The sequence below is a fragment of the Streptomyces sp. NRRL WC-3605 genome, from assembly GCF_001509795.1.
In the GTDB taxonomy this organism is placed as follows: domain Bacteria; phylum Actinomycetota; class Actinomycetes; order Streptomycetales; family Streptomycetaceae; genus Streptomyces; species Streptomyces viridochromogenes.
This window is the reverse complement of sequence record NZ_LLZN01000048.1, coordinates 74,681-91,235: the sequence shown is the minus strand read 5'-3', so window position 1 is coordinate 91,235 and position 16,555 is coordinate 74,681. Positions and strand designations below refer to the sequence as shown.

The following is a 16,555-nucleotide window of genomic DNA, read 5'->3' as shown; positions in this document are numbered from 1 at the left end:
CCTGCTCGCTGTCGTGATACCGGTGAGCCGGTCCGATTGTTTCATGCCCCCGAGGGCCGTGTCGCTTGCGTCCGGTCCGTCCCGTTCTGCCCTGTTCCAGGGCGTGCCGGCGGCTTCCTCGCCCCGCTCCTGCCCCCTGCCGGACCCCTCCTCCTGGCGGGCGCCTTAACGACGGCCAAGGGTAGTGTCAAGAGGGTTTCACTCCTCTCACCGGGTGATGTCGCGGCCCCCTGTGGGACCCGGGGAGGGCGACGGACGAGACGGCGACAGAGGAACGGAGATCACGCGTGACCCGCAGCGTGTACGTGACCGGCATCGACCGCGGCGACGGCCGCCAGGTCGTCGAGCTGGGGGTGATGGAGCTCCTGACCCGCCAGGTCGACCGGGTCGGGGTGTTCCGGCCGCTGGTCCACCACTCGCCCGACCGGCTCTTCGAGCTGCTGCGCGCCCGGTACCGCCTCTCCCAGGACCCCGCGACGGTCTACGGCATGGACTACCACGAGGCGTCCGCCCTGCAGGCCGAGCGCGGCACCGACGAGCTGGTGTCCACGCTGGTCGACCGCTTCCACGCGGTCACCCGCGACTACGACGTCGTCCTGGTGCTCGGCACCGACTTCGCCGACACCCAGCTCCCGGACGAGCTGGCCCTCAACGCCCGCCTCGCCAACGAGTTCGCGGCCTCCGTCCTCCCCGTCGTGGGCGGACGCGGGCAGAACACCGAGTCGGTGCTCGCCGAGACGCGCAACGCCTACCGGGCGTACGAGAACCTGGGCTGCGACGTGCTCGCCATGGTGACCAACCGGGTGGCCCGCGAGGACCGGGACGAGATCGCCGAGCGGCTCGGCGCCCGGCTGCCCGTGCCCTGTTACGTCGTCCCCGACGAACCCGCCCTGTCCGCGCCCACGGTCGCGCAGATCGTCCAGGCCCTGGACGCGAAGGTGCTGCTCGGCGACGACTCGGGGCTCGCGCGCGACGCCCTGGACTTCGTGTTCGGCGGCGCGATGCTGCCGAACTTCCTGACCGCCCTGACACCGGGCTGCCTGGTCGTCACCCCGGGCGACCGCGCCGACCTGGTCGTCGGCTCGCTGGCCGCGCACAACGCGGGCACCCCGCCGATCGCCGGCGTGCTGCTCACCCTCGACGAGCGGCCCGGCGACGAGATCCTCACCCTGGCCGCGCGCCTCGCCCCCGGCACCCCCGTGCTCTCCGTGCCCGGCTACAGCTTCTCCACCGCCGAGCGGCTGTCGTCGCTGGAGGGCAAGCTGAGCGCGGCCACCCCGCGCAAGGCGGAGACCGCGCTCGGCCTGTTCGAGCGGTACGTCGACACCGGGGACCTGATCGGGCGGGTCTCGGCGCCGAGCTCCGACCGTGTGACGCCGATGATGTTCGAGCACAAGCTGCTGGAGCAGGCCCGCGCGGACGTCCGGCGCATCGTGCTGCCCGAGGGCACCGAGCCGCGCGTCCTGCAGGCCGCCGAGGTGCTGCTGCGCCGCGGCGTCTGCGACCTCACCCTCCTCGGCCCGGCCGACCGGATCCGCAAGACCGCCGCCGACCTCGGCATCGACCTCGGCGACACCCAGCTGATCGACCCGGCCACCAGCGAGCTGCGCGACTCCTTCGCCGAGAAGTACGCCCGGCTGCGCGCCCACAAGGGGGTCACCGTCGAGCTGGCGTACGACGTGGTGAGCGACGTCAACTACTTCGGCACGCTGATGGTGCAGGAGGGCCTCGCCGACGGCATGGTGTCGGGGTCGGTGCACTCCACGGCCGCGACCATCCGGCCCGCCTTCGAGATCATCAAGACGCGGGCGGACGCCTCCATCGTCTCCTCGGTGTTCTTCATGTGCCTCGCCGACAAGGTCCTCGTCTACGGGGACTGCGCGGTGAACCCGGACCCGGACGCCGAGCAGCTGGCCGACATCGCCGTGCAGTCGGCGGCCACGGCCGCGCGGTTCGGGGTCGAGCCGCGGATCGCGATGCTGTCGTACTCGACGGGCACCTCGGGCTCGGGCGCCGACGTCGACAAGGTGCGCACGGCGACCGAGCTGGTGCGCTCGCGCCGCCCCGACCTGCGGATCGAGGGCCCCATCCAGTACGACGCCGCCGTGGAGCCGTCGGTCGCCGCGACCAAGCTGCCGGAGTCCGACGTGGCCGGGCAGGCGACCGTGCTGATCTTCCCGGACCTCAACACGGGCAACAACACCTACAAGGCCGTGCAGCGCTCGGCCGGCGCGATCGCCGTCGGCCCGGTCCTGCAGGGCCTGCGCAAGCCGGTCAACGACCTGTCCCGGGGCGCCCTCGTCTCGGACATCGTCAACACCGTCGCCATCACGGCGATCCAGTCCCAGTCCCCCGCCCCGTCCTCCGAGCGGAAGGCCGCCGCCCCGTGACCGCCACCCGCGTCCTCGTCCTCAACTCCGGCTCCTCGTCGCTGAAGTACCAGCTGCTCGACATGCGCGAGCGCGCCCGGCTCGCCACGGGCCTCGTCGAGCGCATCGGCGAGCGGACCTCCCGGCTGAAGCACACCCCGCTCACCGGAGGCGGCGAGAGCCGTGAGCGCGGCGGTCCCATCGCCGACCACGACGCGGCCCTGAAGGCGGTGGCGGCGGAGCTCGCCCAGGACGGCCTCGGGCTCGACTCGCCGGAGTTGGCCGCGATCGGCCACCGTGTGGTGCACGGCGGCAAGCGGTTCACCGAGCCGACCGTCGTGGACGACGCCGTGCTCGCCGAGATCGAGCGGCTCATCCCGGTGGCGCCCCTGCACAACCCGGCCAACCTCACCGGCATCCGCACGGCCCGCTCGCTGCGCCCGGACCTGCCGCAGGTCGCCGTCTTCGACACGGCCTTCCACACCACGATGCCGGAGTCCGCCGCGCGCTACGCCATCGACGTCGAGACCGCCGACCGGCACCGCGTCCGCCGCTACGGCTTCCACGGCACCTCGCACGCGTACGTCTCCCGGGCCACCGCCGAGTTGCTGGGCAAGGCACCCGAAGAGGTGAACGTCATCGTGCTGCACCTCGGCAACGGCGCCTCGGCGTCCGCGGTGCGGGGCGGCAGGTGCGTGGACACCTCCATGGGGCTGACGCCCCTGGAGGGACTCGTGATGGGTACGCGATCGGGTGACATCGATCCCGCCGTCATCTTCCATTTGGCGCGGGTCGCCGAAATGTCCATCGCGGAAATCGACGACCTGCTCAACAAGAAGAGCGGATTGGTCGGGCTCTGCGGCGACAACGACATGCGGGAGATCCGGCGCATGATCGACGAGGGCGACGAGCGCGCGCAATTGGCCTTCGACATCTACATTCACCGGTTGAAGAAGTACATAGGCGCCTATTACGCGGTGCTCGGCCGGGTCGACGCCGTCGTGTTCACCGCCGGGGTCGGGGAGAACGCGGCGCCGGTCCGCGAGGCCGCCGTGGCGGGCCTGGAGCAGCTGGGCCTCGCCGTGGACCCGGAGCTGAACGCCGCGCGCGGCGGCGGGGCGCGCCTGATCTCACCGGCGGGCTCGCGGGTCGCGGTGGCGGTGGTGCCGACGGACGAGGAACTGGAGATCGCGACGCAGACGTACGCTCTGGTCGGCGGGGGCGGCGACTGAGCGGGTACGACGGGTGAGCGACGGCAACGGAGGTAAACGGCCCGGTAACACGGCTGAGCAAAGCACAGCTCATTTGTACTTTCCACCAGACGGAATATTCCGCGGCGAAACAAACCGATAGGATCGTCCCATGCGCCGTTCGAAAATCGTTTGTACTCTCGGCCCCGCGGTCGACTCCCATGAACAGCTCGTGTCGCTGATCGAAGCCGGCATGAACGTGGCCCGCTTCAACTTCAGCCACGGCACCCACGAGGACCACCAGGGGCGGTACGAGCGCCTGCGGGCCGCCGCCGAGGAGACAGGCCGCGCCATCGGTGTGCTGGCCGACCTCCAGGGACCGAAGATCCGTCTGGAGACCTTCGCCGAGGGCCCGGTCGAGCTGGAGCGCGGTGACGAGTTCGTCATCACCACCGAGGACGTCCCGGGCGACAAGTCCATCTGCGGGACGACCTACAAGGGCCTGCCCGGTGACGTCTCCAAGGGCGACCAGATCCTGATCAACGACGGCAACGTCGAGCTGAAGGTCACCGAGGTCGAGGGCCCGCGGGTGCGGACGATCGTCATCGAGGGCGGCGTCGTCTCCGACCACAAGGGCATCAACCTCCCGGGCGCTGCCGTGAACGTGCCGGCGCTGTCCGAGAAGGACGTCGAGGACCTGCGCTTCGCGCTGCGCATGGGCTGCGACCTGGTCGCCCTGTCCTTCGTGCGGGACGCCAACGACGTGCAGGACGTGCACAAGGTCATGGACGAGGTCGGCCGCCGCGTCCCGGTCATCGCCAAGGTGGAGAAGCCGCAGGCGGTCGCCAACATGGAGGACGTCGTGATGGCGTTCGACGGCGTGATGGTCGCGCGCGGCGACCTGGCCGTCGAGTACCCGCTCGAGAAGGTCCCGATGGTGCAGAAGCGCCTCATCGAGCTGTGCCGGCGCAACGCCAAGCCGGTGATCGTGGCGACCCAGATGATGGAGTCGATGATCACCAACTCCCGTCCGACCCGCGCCGAGGCCTCCGACGTCGCCAACGCGATCTTGGACGGCGCGGACGCGGTCATGCTGTCGGCGGAGTCCTCGGTCGGCGCCTACCCGATCGAGACGGTCCGGACGATGTCGAAGATCGTCACGGCCGCCGAGCAGGAGCTGCTCTCCAAGGGCCTCCAGCCGCTGGTGCCGGGCAAGAAGCCCCGCACCCAGGGCGGTTCGGTCGCCCGCGCGGCCTGCGAGATCGCCGACTTCCTCGGCGGCAGGGGCCTGGTCGCCTTCACGCAGTCCGGCGACACCGCCCGCCGCCTGAGCCGCTACCGGGCCGCGCAGCAGATCATCGCGTTCACGACGGACGAGTCCACGCGCAACCAGATGACCCTCAGCTGGGGCGTCGAGCCGCACGTGGTGCCGTTCGTGAACAGCACCGACGAGATGGTCGACCTGGTCGACCAGGAGATCGTCAAGCTGGGCCTGTTCCACGAGGGCGACATCGTGATCATCACGGCGGGCTCCCCGCCCGGAGTGCCGGGCACGACGAACATGGTCCGGGTACACCACCTGGGCGGCCGGGGCCGGGACTGACGGCCGCACGTGCTTGGAGGGCGCCCCTCGCCTCGCGGCGGGGGGCGCCCTCTGCGTGGGTCACGCCTGACGGACCGCCTGTACGAGGGCGGACGCCAGGGCGTCGAAGTTCTCCCGGTAGAAGCCCGTACGGATGTGGAAGGGCTCCTGCGCGAAGAGCCCGCCCCGCTCGACGAACCGCGTCGGCACCGCGGTCAGCGCGCTGTGCACCATGTGGAGTTCCCCGACGGTGAGGCGGAAGTCCCGGGACTCCGCATGCGGTCCGGCCAGCCGCTCCACGAGCGCGTCGACCGCCTCCCGGCCGGCGCCGGTCAGCAGGGTCAGCTCCGTGTCACCGTAGTCGTGCTCGCGCAGATGACTCAGCGCCTCGTACATCGCGGACACCTGACTGGGCACGAGCCGGGCGATGAAGGCGTCGCCGTCGCGGGTCATCTTCACTTGAATTCTCATCTCAGTTCTCCACTCGCTGCCAGAGCGTGTCGGTGACCAGGTGCTCGTGGTGCCCGAACTGGGCCGCGAGACACTGGTAGCGGGCGTACTGCCCCTCGGTGAGCGGCACCGACAGGACGTCCCGGCGCCTGGGCCCGGGCGGCGAAGATCCGCGCGGCCAGGTCGCTCATCCCGAAGTCGCCCTCGTTGAGCACGCCGTAAGCCGGACGCGGCCTGACCGCGCGTTGCTCCTCATCTCTTCGGACGAGGGCGCCCCCGAGAGGCGGGGGCGCCCTCGCTCTGATCAGCTACGGTGCCGAGACGCGGACCGACAGAGGCCGGAGATCGCCGTCGAAAGCGGCTGCTTCATCGGCCTGGAGACCAGCGGACCTGAGGATTCCGATGATCGCCTGCTGCATATGGGCGCGCACGGCCCCGTTGTAAGCGATCTCGGACGCCTGATACCGGCCCTTCTGCATAAGGTCGACGGCAGCCCGGGTGAGGACGGGGTCGGGCCTCCAGTCCACGAACACACCCCCCTCCGCGTCGTCGCCGACGTCCACCTCCACCAGCGCACCGGCCTGGTCGTCCTGGTCCGCCCGCAAGGCGGGCAGCCCGGCCAGTGCCAGTTCCCGGCGTACCCGTTCGGCCAGCGCGACGCGCTCGGTGACGACAGCCTCGGACGCGTCGCGGTGATCGAAGCCGTGGTCGGTCAACTCACCCTCCTCTCTGTGCGTCGATCCGTCTCCGTACCAACGGCGCTGTCGAACCCGGCTGCCGTGTCGGCAAGTGCCGAACGCGCGAGACGATGACCGCCGGCGGTCTTGATCGCCTGCTTCAGCATCTCGTCGGCGGCGCTGTTCAGCAGCCCGTCAGATCCCCAGGGAACCGACCAACTGATCGGCGTCCCCGGCTTGAGCACATCCTCCAGCAGCGGCCCGCACACAGGACACGGCTGTCGCTCACTGTAGAGAGCCGTGATCTGGGTGGGCTTGAATTCGCGTGCGGCCAACTGATCCAGGATGTGGTTCTCCGAGTGGTACCCGCCTCCCTGGCTGTACCCGTACACGTAGTCACCGGTCTTCGGGTCGTTCCAGCCCGGCACCTTGGCGACGGCGACATTCCGCCGGTACTTGAACTCGTATCCGCCCGCGATCCTCGCCTTCCAGGCGACGGTGCCCAGTTCCGTGGCGTTGTAGGCCACCATGCCCACAGGGCAGGAGGGCACACTGGCTGCGGACGCCCGCGACGCGAGGGGGCGAGAACCCTTGACGCATGTCTTGAGAAGGTCGTCGAGGGACTTGATGCCGATGCTGAGGGCGACCTCGTCGGCCACCTTCAGGGCACGGAGCCCCTTCCACGCGTTCTCGAAGCCGATACCGGTCCTCGCGGCGGCATCCAGGGCCTTGATGGCGTCAGAGAGTGCTGCCAGCGGCTTGCCGAGCGGGATGAACATCGCCGCCGTCCACGCGCAGGCGGTCTTGCTGCCGTGGAAGCACTTGACGGCGTCGCCGAGGATGATCTCGTAGAGGATGCCGCCGAGCGTGTCGCCGAAGAGGTTCTGCCAGCCGATCTTGATGATCTCGGTGCCGGAGAAGAAGTGCGACCAGTCGACGTCGGCGAACGGAATGGTCTTCTTGTCGAGCCACTTCCACGCCGTCTTCGGGCACTTCTTCGCGTCGGCGAGGGCGTCGCCGTCGGTGCAGAGGTAGAAGTCCGCCTCGACGGTTCCGGTGACCTTGTACGACGCCGTGCATCCGACCAGTGGCGAGTTCGCGGGGCACTCGCCGATCTGCCGGGCTTTGTCGATCTTGGTCGTGTCTTCGTCGATCACGTAGAAGACGCCCGCGACACCCGTTCCGCCACCGGCCGCCACCTGCTCGTTGGCCTGCTTGGCGTCGGCCCGTTCAGCCGCCTCCTGGGCCTCCTTGGCGTACTTCTCGGCGTCCTTCGCCGCCTCCTCGGCCTCTGTGGCCGCCTTGTCGGCTCGGTCGGCTGCCGCTCGGGCCTCCTTGGCGTCCGCCTCTGCCGCCGAGGCGGCCTTGCGGGCCGCTTCCGCGTCGAGTGCCGCCTCGTCGGCCGAGTCTCGGGCCGCCTTGGCATGGCTCTCGGCACGGCCCGCCGCCTTGTCGGCTGCCGCCGCGTCCTCCGCCGCCTGGCGGTCGTACTCCTTGGTGCGGGCCAGTGACGCGACCGCCTTCGACGCGGCCTTCGCAGCGTCGGCGGCGTATCCCAGGGCCTCCTTGGCGTAACCACGGGCGTCCGACGCGTGCTTGGCCGCGTTCGCCGCGTGCTGGTAGGCGGCCTTGGCGTCGCCCTTCGCCTGGTCGGCGAGCGCCTGCGAGGAGGCGGCCTCCTCCTTGGCGTTCTCGGCGTGCGTCTCCGCGACGGCCTGCTGCTGCTCCGCGATCGTCTTGGAGCCCTGCCCCGTCAGCACCACCAGACCGGCGGCCGAGTCGGTGTCGACGTACGGCGAGCCGAGCTGGATGGCGTCGTTCGCCGGCTTCGCCACCTGCGCGGCAGCCTTTCCGGCGTCCACGGCGGCTTGCGCGGTGACGTAGGCGAAGCCCGCCGCCTTCGCGGACGCCGCCAGCGCCTTGCCGGCCTCCTTGTTGGCCTCGTCCGCCTCGGACTTGGCCGTCTTGGCCTTCGCCTCCGCCTCGTCGGCCAGCTTCACCGCCGTCTTCGCCTCGGCAGAGGCGTGCTGCGACGCCTTGATCGCGTCGGCCGCTGCACTCGTCGCGGTCTTCACCGCGGCGTCCGCCTTCAGCTTCGCGGCCTGCGCGGCGTCGGCGTTCGCGCGCGCCCGCTTGGCCGCGGACTCCGCACGGGTGGCCGCCGCGTCCGCGTCCGCCGCCGCCTGGGTCGCCGCGTCGGCCGCGGAGCGGGCCCGGCCCGCGGCGGCTTCGGCGTCGTCGGCGTGCTTGTCGGCCTCGTTGGCCGCGGCACGCGCGGCGTCGGCCGCGCTCCCCGCCTCCAGCGAGTCGGCGTAGGCGGCCTTCGCGTCGGCCTTCGCCCGGGCGGCGTCCGCCTTCTGCTCGGCGTCCCACGCGTCGTCGCGCATGCTCTTGGCGTGGTCGCGGGCCTTGACGGCCGTGTTGCGCTTCTCGACCGCCGTTCCTTCCGAGGCCTCGGCCTTCTCCCGCGCCTCCTTGGCGTTCGCCGCCTCCGCCTGGGCCGTCTTCTTGTGCTGCTCGGCCTCCGCCTGCTTCGCGGCCGCCTTCTCCTTCTCCGCCTTGGCCGTCTTCTCCTCGGCCTCGGCGGCCAGCCGCTTGGCGTGGGCGGTCGTGGCGGCCGACTTGGCCTCGCCCTCCGCCTTCAGGGCCACGGCGAGCTTGGCCTCCGCGGTCTCCTTGTCCTTCTTGGCGTTGTCGCGGTGCACCTTGGCGGCGTCCGCGGCGGCCTTCGCCTGCAGTTCGGCCGTCTCGGCGGCCTTCTTGCGGAACTCGGCCTTCGCCTGCGCCGCCTGGGCGAGCGCGCGCTGCGCGATGGTGTCGCTGTCGCTCGCGGAGGCGCGGGTCGCCGCCTCGGCGGTCTCACCGGCCTTCACCATCGCTTCCAGCGCGGCCACCGCGCCCTTGGTGACCTGGGCCTTCTGCTGGCCCACGAGCAGCCCGCGGCCCCGCGGGGCGCCCTGCTCGTCGGCGATCGTGTACGCCGCCTGCTCGGCGGTGTCGGAGGCGGTCGCCGCCTTGTTCGCGGCGGCCAGCTGCGCCTTCAGCGCCGCCAGCTGGTTCGCCGCACCGGTGCGCGCGGCCGCCAGGCCCGCCTTCGCCTTGTCGAACTGGGCCTTCGGCGGGACGGTCCCCTTCTGGCCGGACGGTTTGATGGTGACCTTCTGCGCGGTGGCACCCGAGCACGTCCACAGCCGGGAGTCCTGCCCGTTGTCGTACGTCTTCAGGTCCAGGCACTTGTCCGTGCCGACGTTCTTCAACGGCGTGGCGGCCCGGACGTTGTACTCCCAGGTCTGCGCCGGGGTGCTCTTGCACGTCGCGAGCTGGATCTTCGTGCCGTCGGCGGAGTTGTTCCCGGCGACCTCGACGCACTTGAGCGCTTTGACGTTGCGCAGGTGCAGACCCTTGTCGTCGCCCTCGACGGTCCACTGCTGGGCGGCGGAGCCGTTGCAGGTGTAGATCTGCACGGCGGTGCCGTCGGTCGTGCCCCCGCCCGCGGCGTCCAGGCACAGGCCCTTCTTGCCGGTGACCTCGATGGTGGTGGGCGCGTTCCCGATGGCCCCGACGCCACCGGCGGACCAGTAGTCCTGCCAGCGGGTCAGGTGGTCGGCCGTCCAGGACTGCCCGACCAGGTCGCCGAGTGCCTTGGCGCCGGCGGCGAGTGCCTTCGTGGCGTCCTTGTTGGCGGTCAGGATCTGGTTGCGCTGGGTGGACTGGGAGGCGATCTCCTGCTGCCACTCGGCCGCCGCGGTGGCCGTGGCGTCGCTCAGGGCGTTGCCCGGGTCCAGCGGGTCACGCCAGGCGCACGTGGAGAAGCGGGACTTCAGGTCCTCGACGGCGACGCGGTACTCCGGGGAGCCCGGCTCCGGGGCCGTACGGGGGAAGCCTCCGGAGGTCAGGAAGACCCGGGCGTCGTCGGCGCCCGTCGCCTGGCTCGAGGTGTCCGTGAGCCACTGGAAGGCGTCGCGCTCGGCGAGGGCCCGGTTCCACTCGTCGCTCGGCAGGCTGGGGTCCGGGTCCTTGCCGTACAGGGGGGTACCCAGGTCGGTGACGGCCTTGCGCGTCGCGGCGTCGGCGGCGGGGGTGGAGTCCTTGTAGAAGGTCTCCTCGTCCTGCCAGAAGCGGTCCGCGGTCCACCGGTCCAGGCCGGTCTGGGTGTAGAAGCCGGGCTTGCCGCCGCTGCCGTCGGGCGGCCAGTGGAAGCCGGTGTCGGTGAAGCCGGCGGGGTTGGTCAGGCCCTCTAGGGGCTTCTTCCAGGCGTCGCGCTGGGCGGAGAGGTCCTGCAGCGCCTTGTCGGCGGTGGTCCGGTCGCTCTTGAACGCCGTGGCCAGCGGGGTGTCTTCCCAGTACTTGCGGTCGGCGAGGGCGTGCAGTTCGGCGGCGGGCCGGTTGAGGGCGTCCTGGGCCGTGGTGGCCATCGCGGGACCGCCCAGGCGCAGGACGTCGGCCATCAGGCACTGGTCCTGGCGCAGTTGCTCCGTGGCCGTGTCCTCGAACCACGGGCTCGAACCGGCCACGGGGGCGGCGTCGTCGAGGCGGTCCGTGGGGCGCGTGAGCAGGTCTGGGCTCACGGCGAGGCCGGTGAGGAGGGCGGCGGCCAGCGGGAGCGGCACCAGCCGGGTGAGACGGGTCCGTACCCGTCTCGACGGAGCCATGAAGGACCCGGGGGGTCTGGAACGCAAGGGGGCATCCCTTCCTGGGTGCGGAGGGCAACCAGGGGCGGGCGTTCACTGATGGGCGCGCGAAGGCAGTGCGGGGCCGTACGGGCGCGGCTGACGCACCCTCCCCCGTTCCCCCCGTCGACGACGCAGTTCCCCCGGTCGCAGTCGGTCGTACACGGTCCGAATTGGTCATGTTCGGAACACGTGCGGCACAACTCTACCCACAAGTAGTCGAGTTGAGGGAGGGAGAGCGGAGGAAGAGTGAAGGAAGGGTGACATGGGCCGGACGCAGCTGTGGGCCGGACACAGCTGTGGCCCGGCCCTCGGACGAGGACCGGGCCACAGCCGGTGTGCGGCTCCCGAACGGGCTCGTGTCGGCGTCTGACGACGCCCGGCTCAGTCGGTGATGTAGTTGTGCAGCCCCGGCACGTGCAGGGTGCCGCCGAACTGGGCGGCCTGCGTGACCTTGACCTTGGTGAAGTAGATCAGCGGGATGTTCAGCGGCGGCGGGTTGTCCGGGTCGAAGGTGACCGGTATCAGCCCGAGCAGGTTGCCGGAGATGCTCTCCGTGTACATCACCGTCTTGCCGTCGCGGATCGTGGACGTCGAGCCCTTGGCAGCCTGCACGTGGTAGGTCTTGCCGGACTGCTTGTCGTTCACCGTCTGGTGCAGGTCACCGATGTCGGTGCCGTCGGATATGACGTACTTCAGCACCTTCTTCTTCTTGCCGCTGGCCGTCTTCACCTCGACGACGCCCTGGTAGTCGGCGCCCTTCAGCAGCAGCGAGCTGGCGTTCAGGTACCACGGGTCGTCCGGCAGCGGGACGGTGTTGTCGACGCCGCCCTCGTCGTCGGTGGCGACCGGGCAGTCGTCCAGGTCGGCACCGGCGCTCTCGGACGGGCTCGGCGTGGCCGTGGCCTCGTCGGCCGCGTCCCGCACCGCGTCGGAGGCGTCCTCGGCCGCGTCGGACGCCTTGTCGCCGGCGTCCTCGACGGTCTTCTTCACCGTGTCGGTGACCTTGTCGGTCGTGTCCTTCACGGTGCCGGACGCCGCGGGCGTCTCCTTCGCGGAGGGCTCCTCACTGCCGGAGGACGCCTCCTCGGTGGCACTCGCCGACGGCGTCGGCGTGGGGCTCGTGCTCTCCTCGGCCTTCGAACCGCCGGTGAAGATGCCCTCGATGGCGTCGCCGATGCCCTCGAGCAGGTTGCCGCTGCTCTCGGACGGCGACGGGGACGGTGTGGCCGCCTGGCCGGACGGAGCCTCCCCGGTCTTGCTCTCGGACGGCTTCGGCGCGGGCTCGGCGTCGTCGTCGGAACCTGAATCCGACGAGGACGAACCGCCCGCGGACTGCGAGGAGTCGGAGGAGTCCGAGGAGCCCGAGGAGTCCGACGGCTTCGAGGGGTCGGCGGAGTCCGAGGGGTCCGGCTTCGCCGTCTCCTCCTCGCCGTCCGACGCGCCGGCGCTCGCGGAGGGGGAAGGGGACGCCGAGGCGTCGTCCTCCAGAGCGGCCACGCAGTCCTTGTACTCGTCGGCCGTCAGGCTGTTGGCCGTGGGCTTGGTGGCGTTGTCGCTGTCGGCCTGCGCGAGCGTGGGCGTGAAGCCCATGCCCATCAGGACCGCCGTCGGCATCGCCGCCAGGGCTATCGCCTTGCCCGCGGGCATCTGGAATCTGGTGAACAGCGGCTTCTTGGGCGCCGCGTGTCGCGGCCCGGTTCTCACACGGGACGTGTCCACCTCAGTCCCGTGGGTCACCTCGTCAGCCGGCACTGTGCCTCCCGTTCGCCCCGTTCGCCGGGCTCGTTCCTGACAGATCGTTCGGCTCGCCCACCACGGGCTTGAGGAGGGTGGTGTCGGAGTCCGCGGCACCTTCGGGCGCGGACCCCTCACTCGTCGTGTCCGGCTGCGCGGGCTGCGCGTCCCCCTCGTTGCCGGGCACCCAGGACACGGCCATCGCACCGCCGATGAGGGCGAAGAGGAAGCCGATGAGGAAGCCGCCGAGGTTGGACACGGGGATGGAGACCAGACCCAGCAGGATCGCCGCGATGCCCGCGAAGACGCGGACGTGCTTCTGGAACCAGAGGCTGATTCCCAGTACGACGAGGAGAACACCGATGATGAGCGACCCGGCGCCCGCCGTCGTGGACATCGCCAGGGTCAGGTGACCGATCTGCAGGTGCGCATAAGGGAAGTAGGCGATCGGGAGACCGCCGAAGATGACGAACAGACCTGCCCAGAACGGCCTGGTGCCCCGCCAGGCGCGGAACTTCCGCCTGGCGACCCGGAGGTAGTGCTCATCGGTGCCGGGTACGGCAGGAGTCTCGGCGCTCATGGAAAACAGCTCCCTGGTGCGGCGTTGCTGTGGTGGTGATGCGAGGGTGCGTCGTTCGCTTGCCCGCCTGCGGAGCAGGCGGGTGGAGAGTGCACGGGCGGGGGTGCCACCGGCTCCCCCGCCCGTCAGAGAGTGCTCAGTAGCACTCCGCGCCGTCCGTCGACAGCGACATCTTCAGCCCGCTGAGCTTGAAGGTTCCGGCGGTGGTCGCCCACGCCGTCTGCTTCACGCCCGTCAGGACGGCCTTGTCGGCCTGCTGGGCGAACCCGTACGGGTTGGCCTGCTCGCCGCCGCCCTTCATGCCCGGACCCTTCTTGGCATCCTTGGCGGCCACACCGATGTCGATGTTCGTGAACGTCGCGTCGGCCTCGAGGTCGGCGACGTCGATGTAGAGGTTCTTCGCCTCGACCGGCTTCTTCGCGTCGGTACCGGCCCGCAGGACCAGGCTCACGTCGCCGACGAACGGCAGGTCCGGCGTGACGACCGACTGGCACAGGTTGTTGATCTTGGCGCTCGTGAACGCCGAGACGGCGACGGGGTGAACCGTCTTCTTGCCGGTGAGCGTGTAGCCCTCGTCAAGAGCGCCGTACTGCGAGAAACCTTCGCCTTCGAGCTTGTCCGTCGTCACCTTGAACGACTGACCCGAGACGCTGAACGACGCGGCCAGAGCGCCCTGCGCGAGGGCGACACCTATCGCTGCCGTGGCGGCGACGCTGGGCACCATGACCACAGCGAACCGCTTCCATCTGGTCCCGCCACGCACCTGGGACTCCATATTTCCTCCTTCTCGGACGTACATCTCCGGCCCTGGCTGCCACTGTCGGCTCGACGGCTCAGCCGGGCAGGGATGGGAGAAGTGCTACGTCCTCGGGAAGGAGAGCGCCCGCGCTCGGTGGCGCGAGAACCGCGCCCGAATCACCGGCGATCACCCCCGAGCGACAACCACTGGTCGCGCCTGACACGCATCACGCACAACCCTGCTGGACAGGCTTCACCGGACGGGCGAAGACCCCCCTGTCCAAGAGCCGGCACCACTGCCGCCGGCTCTGCTCGGTGGGGACCCAGGAACTCCCGCGACCCGACTGGCTGTCGGGCGGAGGGAACAGGACCGAGCGTGGCCGATCGTGGTGCATTCTCGCCGCCCGCACAAGGGGCCTCGTTACTCGGTAGTAACGGCGGGATAACCGAACAACGACCCGCCGGTCTCGGTTCGCGACGCAGGGTGGCGTCAAGCGACCGGATTTGTCCAGGAATGAACAGACGAAATCCGACAGAACGGCGCCTGCGACTTACCCGCAGTAACGGCGGCCGCGATTACCAAGATTTGGTAAAGCGCGGCCGCCTTGATGCTCTGTCGGCCAATCCCTTCACTGCCGCAACACAGGGCGGGCGGTCCGAACCGGCCCCTCACCCCGCTCGCGGGATGCCCCGGACGGGACCCCTCAGAACAGGGCGCGCGCCAGCGCCCTGCGAGCCGCCGCGACGCGCGGGTCGTCGGCGCCCACGACCTCGAACAGCTCCAGCAGCCGCAGCCGTACGGCGTCCCGGTCGTCGCCCGCCGTGCGGCCCACCGTCTCGATGAGCCGGCCGAAGGCGTCCTCGACGTGCCCGCCCACCAGGTCGAGGTCGGCGGCGACGATCTGCGCCTGCACATCGGCGGGCTTGTCCGCGGCGTCCTTGCGCACCTGCTGCGGGTCGAGGCCCTGCACGCGCTGGAGCAACTCGGCCTGCGCGAGGCCCAGCTTGGCCTCGCTGTTCGCCGGGTCCTCGGCCAGCACGCTCCGGTAGGCCTGGACGGCACCGGCCAGATCGCCCGCGTCCAGCGCCTGCACGGCGGCCTCCAGCAGGGCGTCGTACGGGCCGGCGGGCACCGCGGGAGCGGTCTCGGCACCGCCGGGCTCGGCGTCGGGGTCGACCGCGAGGCCGGTGAGCCCGAAACGCTGCTCGGCCACCGCGACGAGCTGGTCCAGCGTCTGGCGGATCTGCGCCTCGCCGGCCGCGCCCTGGAAGAGGGGGAGCGCCTGGCCGGCGACGACCGCGAAGACGGCCGGGATGCCCTGCACGCCGAACTGCTGCATCAGCATCTGGTTGGCGTCGACATCGATCTTGGCGAGGAGGAGACGGCCGTTGTACTCGACGGTGAGGCGCTCCAGCAGCGGGCTCAGCTGCTTGCACGGCTCGCACCACTCGGCCCAGAAGTCGATGACGACCGGTACCTCGGCGGAGCGCTGGAGGACGTCGCGCTCGAAGCCCGCCTCGTCCACGTCGATGACGAGGTCGGCGGGTGACACGGCTCCCGGCCCGCCCTGCCGGGCGGACTCGGCTCGCGCCTGCTCCGCCTTCGCCTTGGCCTCCTGGGCCGCCTTCACCGCGGCGAGGTCGACGACCCCGCTCATGGACATGTTCCGTGGCTGCATGCGTCTATCCTCCCCCGTTCGGCGCGCGCTGTGAAAAGCGGTACGAAAACCGGCTGAAGCCGGTGTGGTTGCGACGCCGGGTCCCCACCCGCGTCAGCGTGGTCAAGCGTGGTCATCGCTTTCGCTACGAGTCGTAGCGTAATGGCAACGGGCACCGCCAGGACACCCCGCGCCCGTGATCTCCCTCACCAGCCGCCCGACATCCGCGCGGATATGGTCGAACCATGCAGAGCCACCCCGTTCCCGCCCGCCCCGGACGCCCCCGCAGCGCCGCCGCGGACGCCGCGATCCTGGCGGCCACCCGGGAGGCACTGGTCGAGCTGGGCTGGTCGAAGCTCACGCTGGGGGACGTGGCGACGCGGGCCGGGGTCGCGAAGACGACGCTCTACCGCCGCTGGGCCGGAAAGCACGAACTGGTGGTGGACGCGGTCGCCGAGCTGTTCGACGCGCTGCGCCTGCCCGACCGGGGCAGCCTGGCCGCCGACATCGAGGGCGTCGTGCTCCAGTTCGCGGCGATCCTGGCCCGGCCGGAGGCGAAGAGCGGCCTGATGGCGGTCGTGGCGGAGTCCACCCGGGACGAGGCGCTGCGCGACCGTATCCGCACGTCGATCGTCGACCGGCAGAAGCGGCTCGTGCTGGAGGGCCGGGCCCGCGCCCAGGGCCGCGGGGAGCTGCCGCAGTCCGACCCGGCGGAGTCGGAGCGCACGGCCGACCTGATCTTCGACATGGTGGCGGGAGCCGTGGTGCACCGGACGCTGGTCAGCGGACATCCGGCGGACGAGGAGTGGGTGCGCGGCTTCACCCAGGTGCTGCTGCTGGGGCTGGCGGGGGCCGGAGCGGCCGCGGCCGGTGACTGAGCGGCGGGGAGGACGGACCCGGTCCG

Annotated in this window: 11 protein-coding genes; 4 read left to right on the top strand and 7 right to left on the bottom strand. The window is 70.8% G+C overall.

Annotated features, from left to right (window positions below):
* The first annotated feature begins 287 nt into the window (after nt 1-287).
* The 3 genes from pta to pyk all read left to right on the top strand — a co-directional run bounded on the left by pta (nt 288) and on the right by pyk (nt 5,162).
* On the top strand, nt 288-2,390 hold the full coding sequence (gene pta / locus ADL34_RS13065) for a phosphate acetyltransferase (RefSeq protein ID WP_062667789.1): 2,103 nt from the start codon (nt 288-290) through the stop codon (nt 2,388-2,390).
* Complete coding sequence (locus tag ADL34_RS13060; protein WP_062667787.1) at nt 2,387-3,601, top strand: acetate kinase; 1,215 nt, start codon at nt 2,387-2,389, stop codon at nt 3,599-3,601. Before pta ends, ADL34_RS13060 begins: the two co-directional genes overlap by 4 nt.
* 130 nt (nt 3,602-3,731) lie before the next feature.
* On the top strand, nt 3,732-5,162 hold the full coding sequence (pyk, locus tag ADL34_RS13055) for a pyruvate kinase (protein WP_062667785.1): 1,431 nt from the start codon (nt 3,732-3,734) through the stop codon (nt 5,160-5,162).
* A 60-nt stretch (nt 5,163-5,222) separates the two neighbouring features.
* Here pyk and ADL34_RS13050 read toward each other — a convergent pair whose 3' ends face one another.
* The 7 genes from ADL34_RS13050 to ADL34_RS13020 all read right to left on the bottom strand — a co-directional run bounded on the left by ADL34_RS13050 (nt 5,223) and on the right by ADL34_RS13020 (nt 15,672).
* Nucleotides 5,223-5,612: a hypothetical protein gene (locus ADL34_RS13050; protein ID WP_159038918.1), complete on the bottom strand. Its 390-nt coding sequence runs from the start codon at nt 5,610-5,612 to the stop codon at nt 5,223-5,225.
* 287 nt (nt 5,613-5,899) lie between these two features.
* Entirely contained in the window at nt 5,900-6,307 is a 408-nt protein-coding gene (locus tag ADL34_RS13045; protein WP_062667781.1) for a hypothetical protein, read from the bottom strand.
* Nucleotides 6,304-10,920 carry a ricin-type beta-trefoil lectin domain protein gene (locus ADL34_RS13040; protein ID WP_079034125.1) on the bottom strand — a complete coding sequence of 1,539 codons (4,617 nt, stop codon included), beginning with the start codon at nt 10,918-10,920 and terminating at the stop codon, nt 6,304-6,306. The genes ADL34_RS13045 and ADL34_RS13040 overlap by 4 nt, the downstream gene beginning before the upstream one ends.
* 402 nt (nt 10,921-11,322) lie before the next feature.
* Nucleotides 11,323-12,693, bottom strand: a complete 1,371-nt coding sequence (locus ADL34_RS13035) for a hypothetical protein (protein ID WP_062667779.1) — start codon at nt 12,691-12,693, stop codon at nt 11,323-11,325.
* Nucleotides 12,683-13,255, bottom strand: coding sequence for a DUF6114 domain-containing protein (locus ADL34_RS13030; protein ID WP_062667777.1), 573 nt, complete (start codon nt 13,253-13,255; stop codon nt 12,683-12,685). The genes ADL34_RS13035 and ADL34_RS13030 overlap by 11 nt, the downstream gene beginning before the upstream one ends.
* Nucleotides 13,256-13,391: 136 nt before the next feature.
* The gene (locus ADL34_RS13025) at nt 13,392-14,030 is read right to left on the bottom strand and encodes a DUF6230 family protein (RefSeq protein ID WP_062667775.1); all 639 of its coding nucleotides are present in this window, start codon (nt 14,028-14,030) and stop codon (nt 13,392-13,394) included.
* Nucleotides 14,031-14,697: 667 nt separating this feature from the next.
* Nucleotides 14,698-15,672 (bottom strand): tetratricopeptide repeat protein, encoded by a 975-nt coding sequence (locus tag ADL34_RS13020; RefSeq protein ID WP_062667773.1) that lies wholly within the window; start codon nt 15,670-15,672, stop codon nt 14,698-14,700.
* Between the two features lie 224 nt (nt 15,673-15,896).
* Here ADL34_RS13020 and ADL34_RS13015 point away from each other — a divergent pair, with 224 nt between their 5' ends.
* Nucleotides 15,897-16,529 (top strand): TetR/AcrR family transcriptional regulator, encoded by a 633-nt coding sequence (locus tag ADL34_RS13015; RefSeq protein WP_062667771.1) that lies wholly within the window; start codon nt 15,897-15,899, stop codon nt 16,527-16,529.
* The last annotated feature ends 26 nt before the right edge of the window (nt 16,530-16,555 follow it).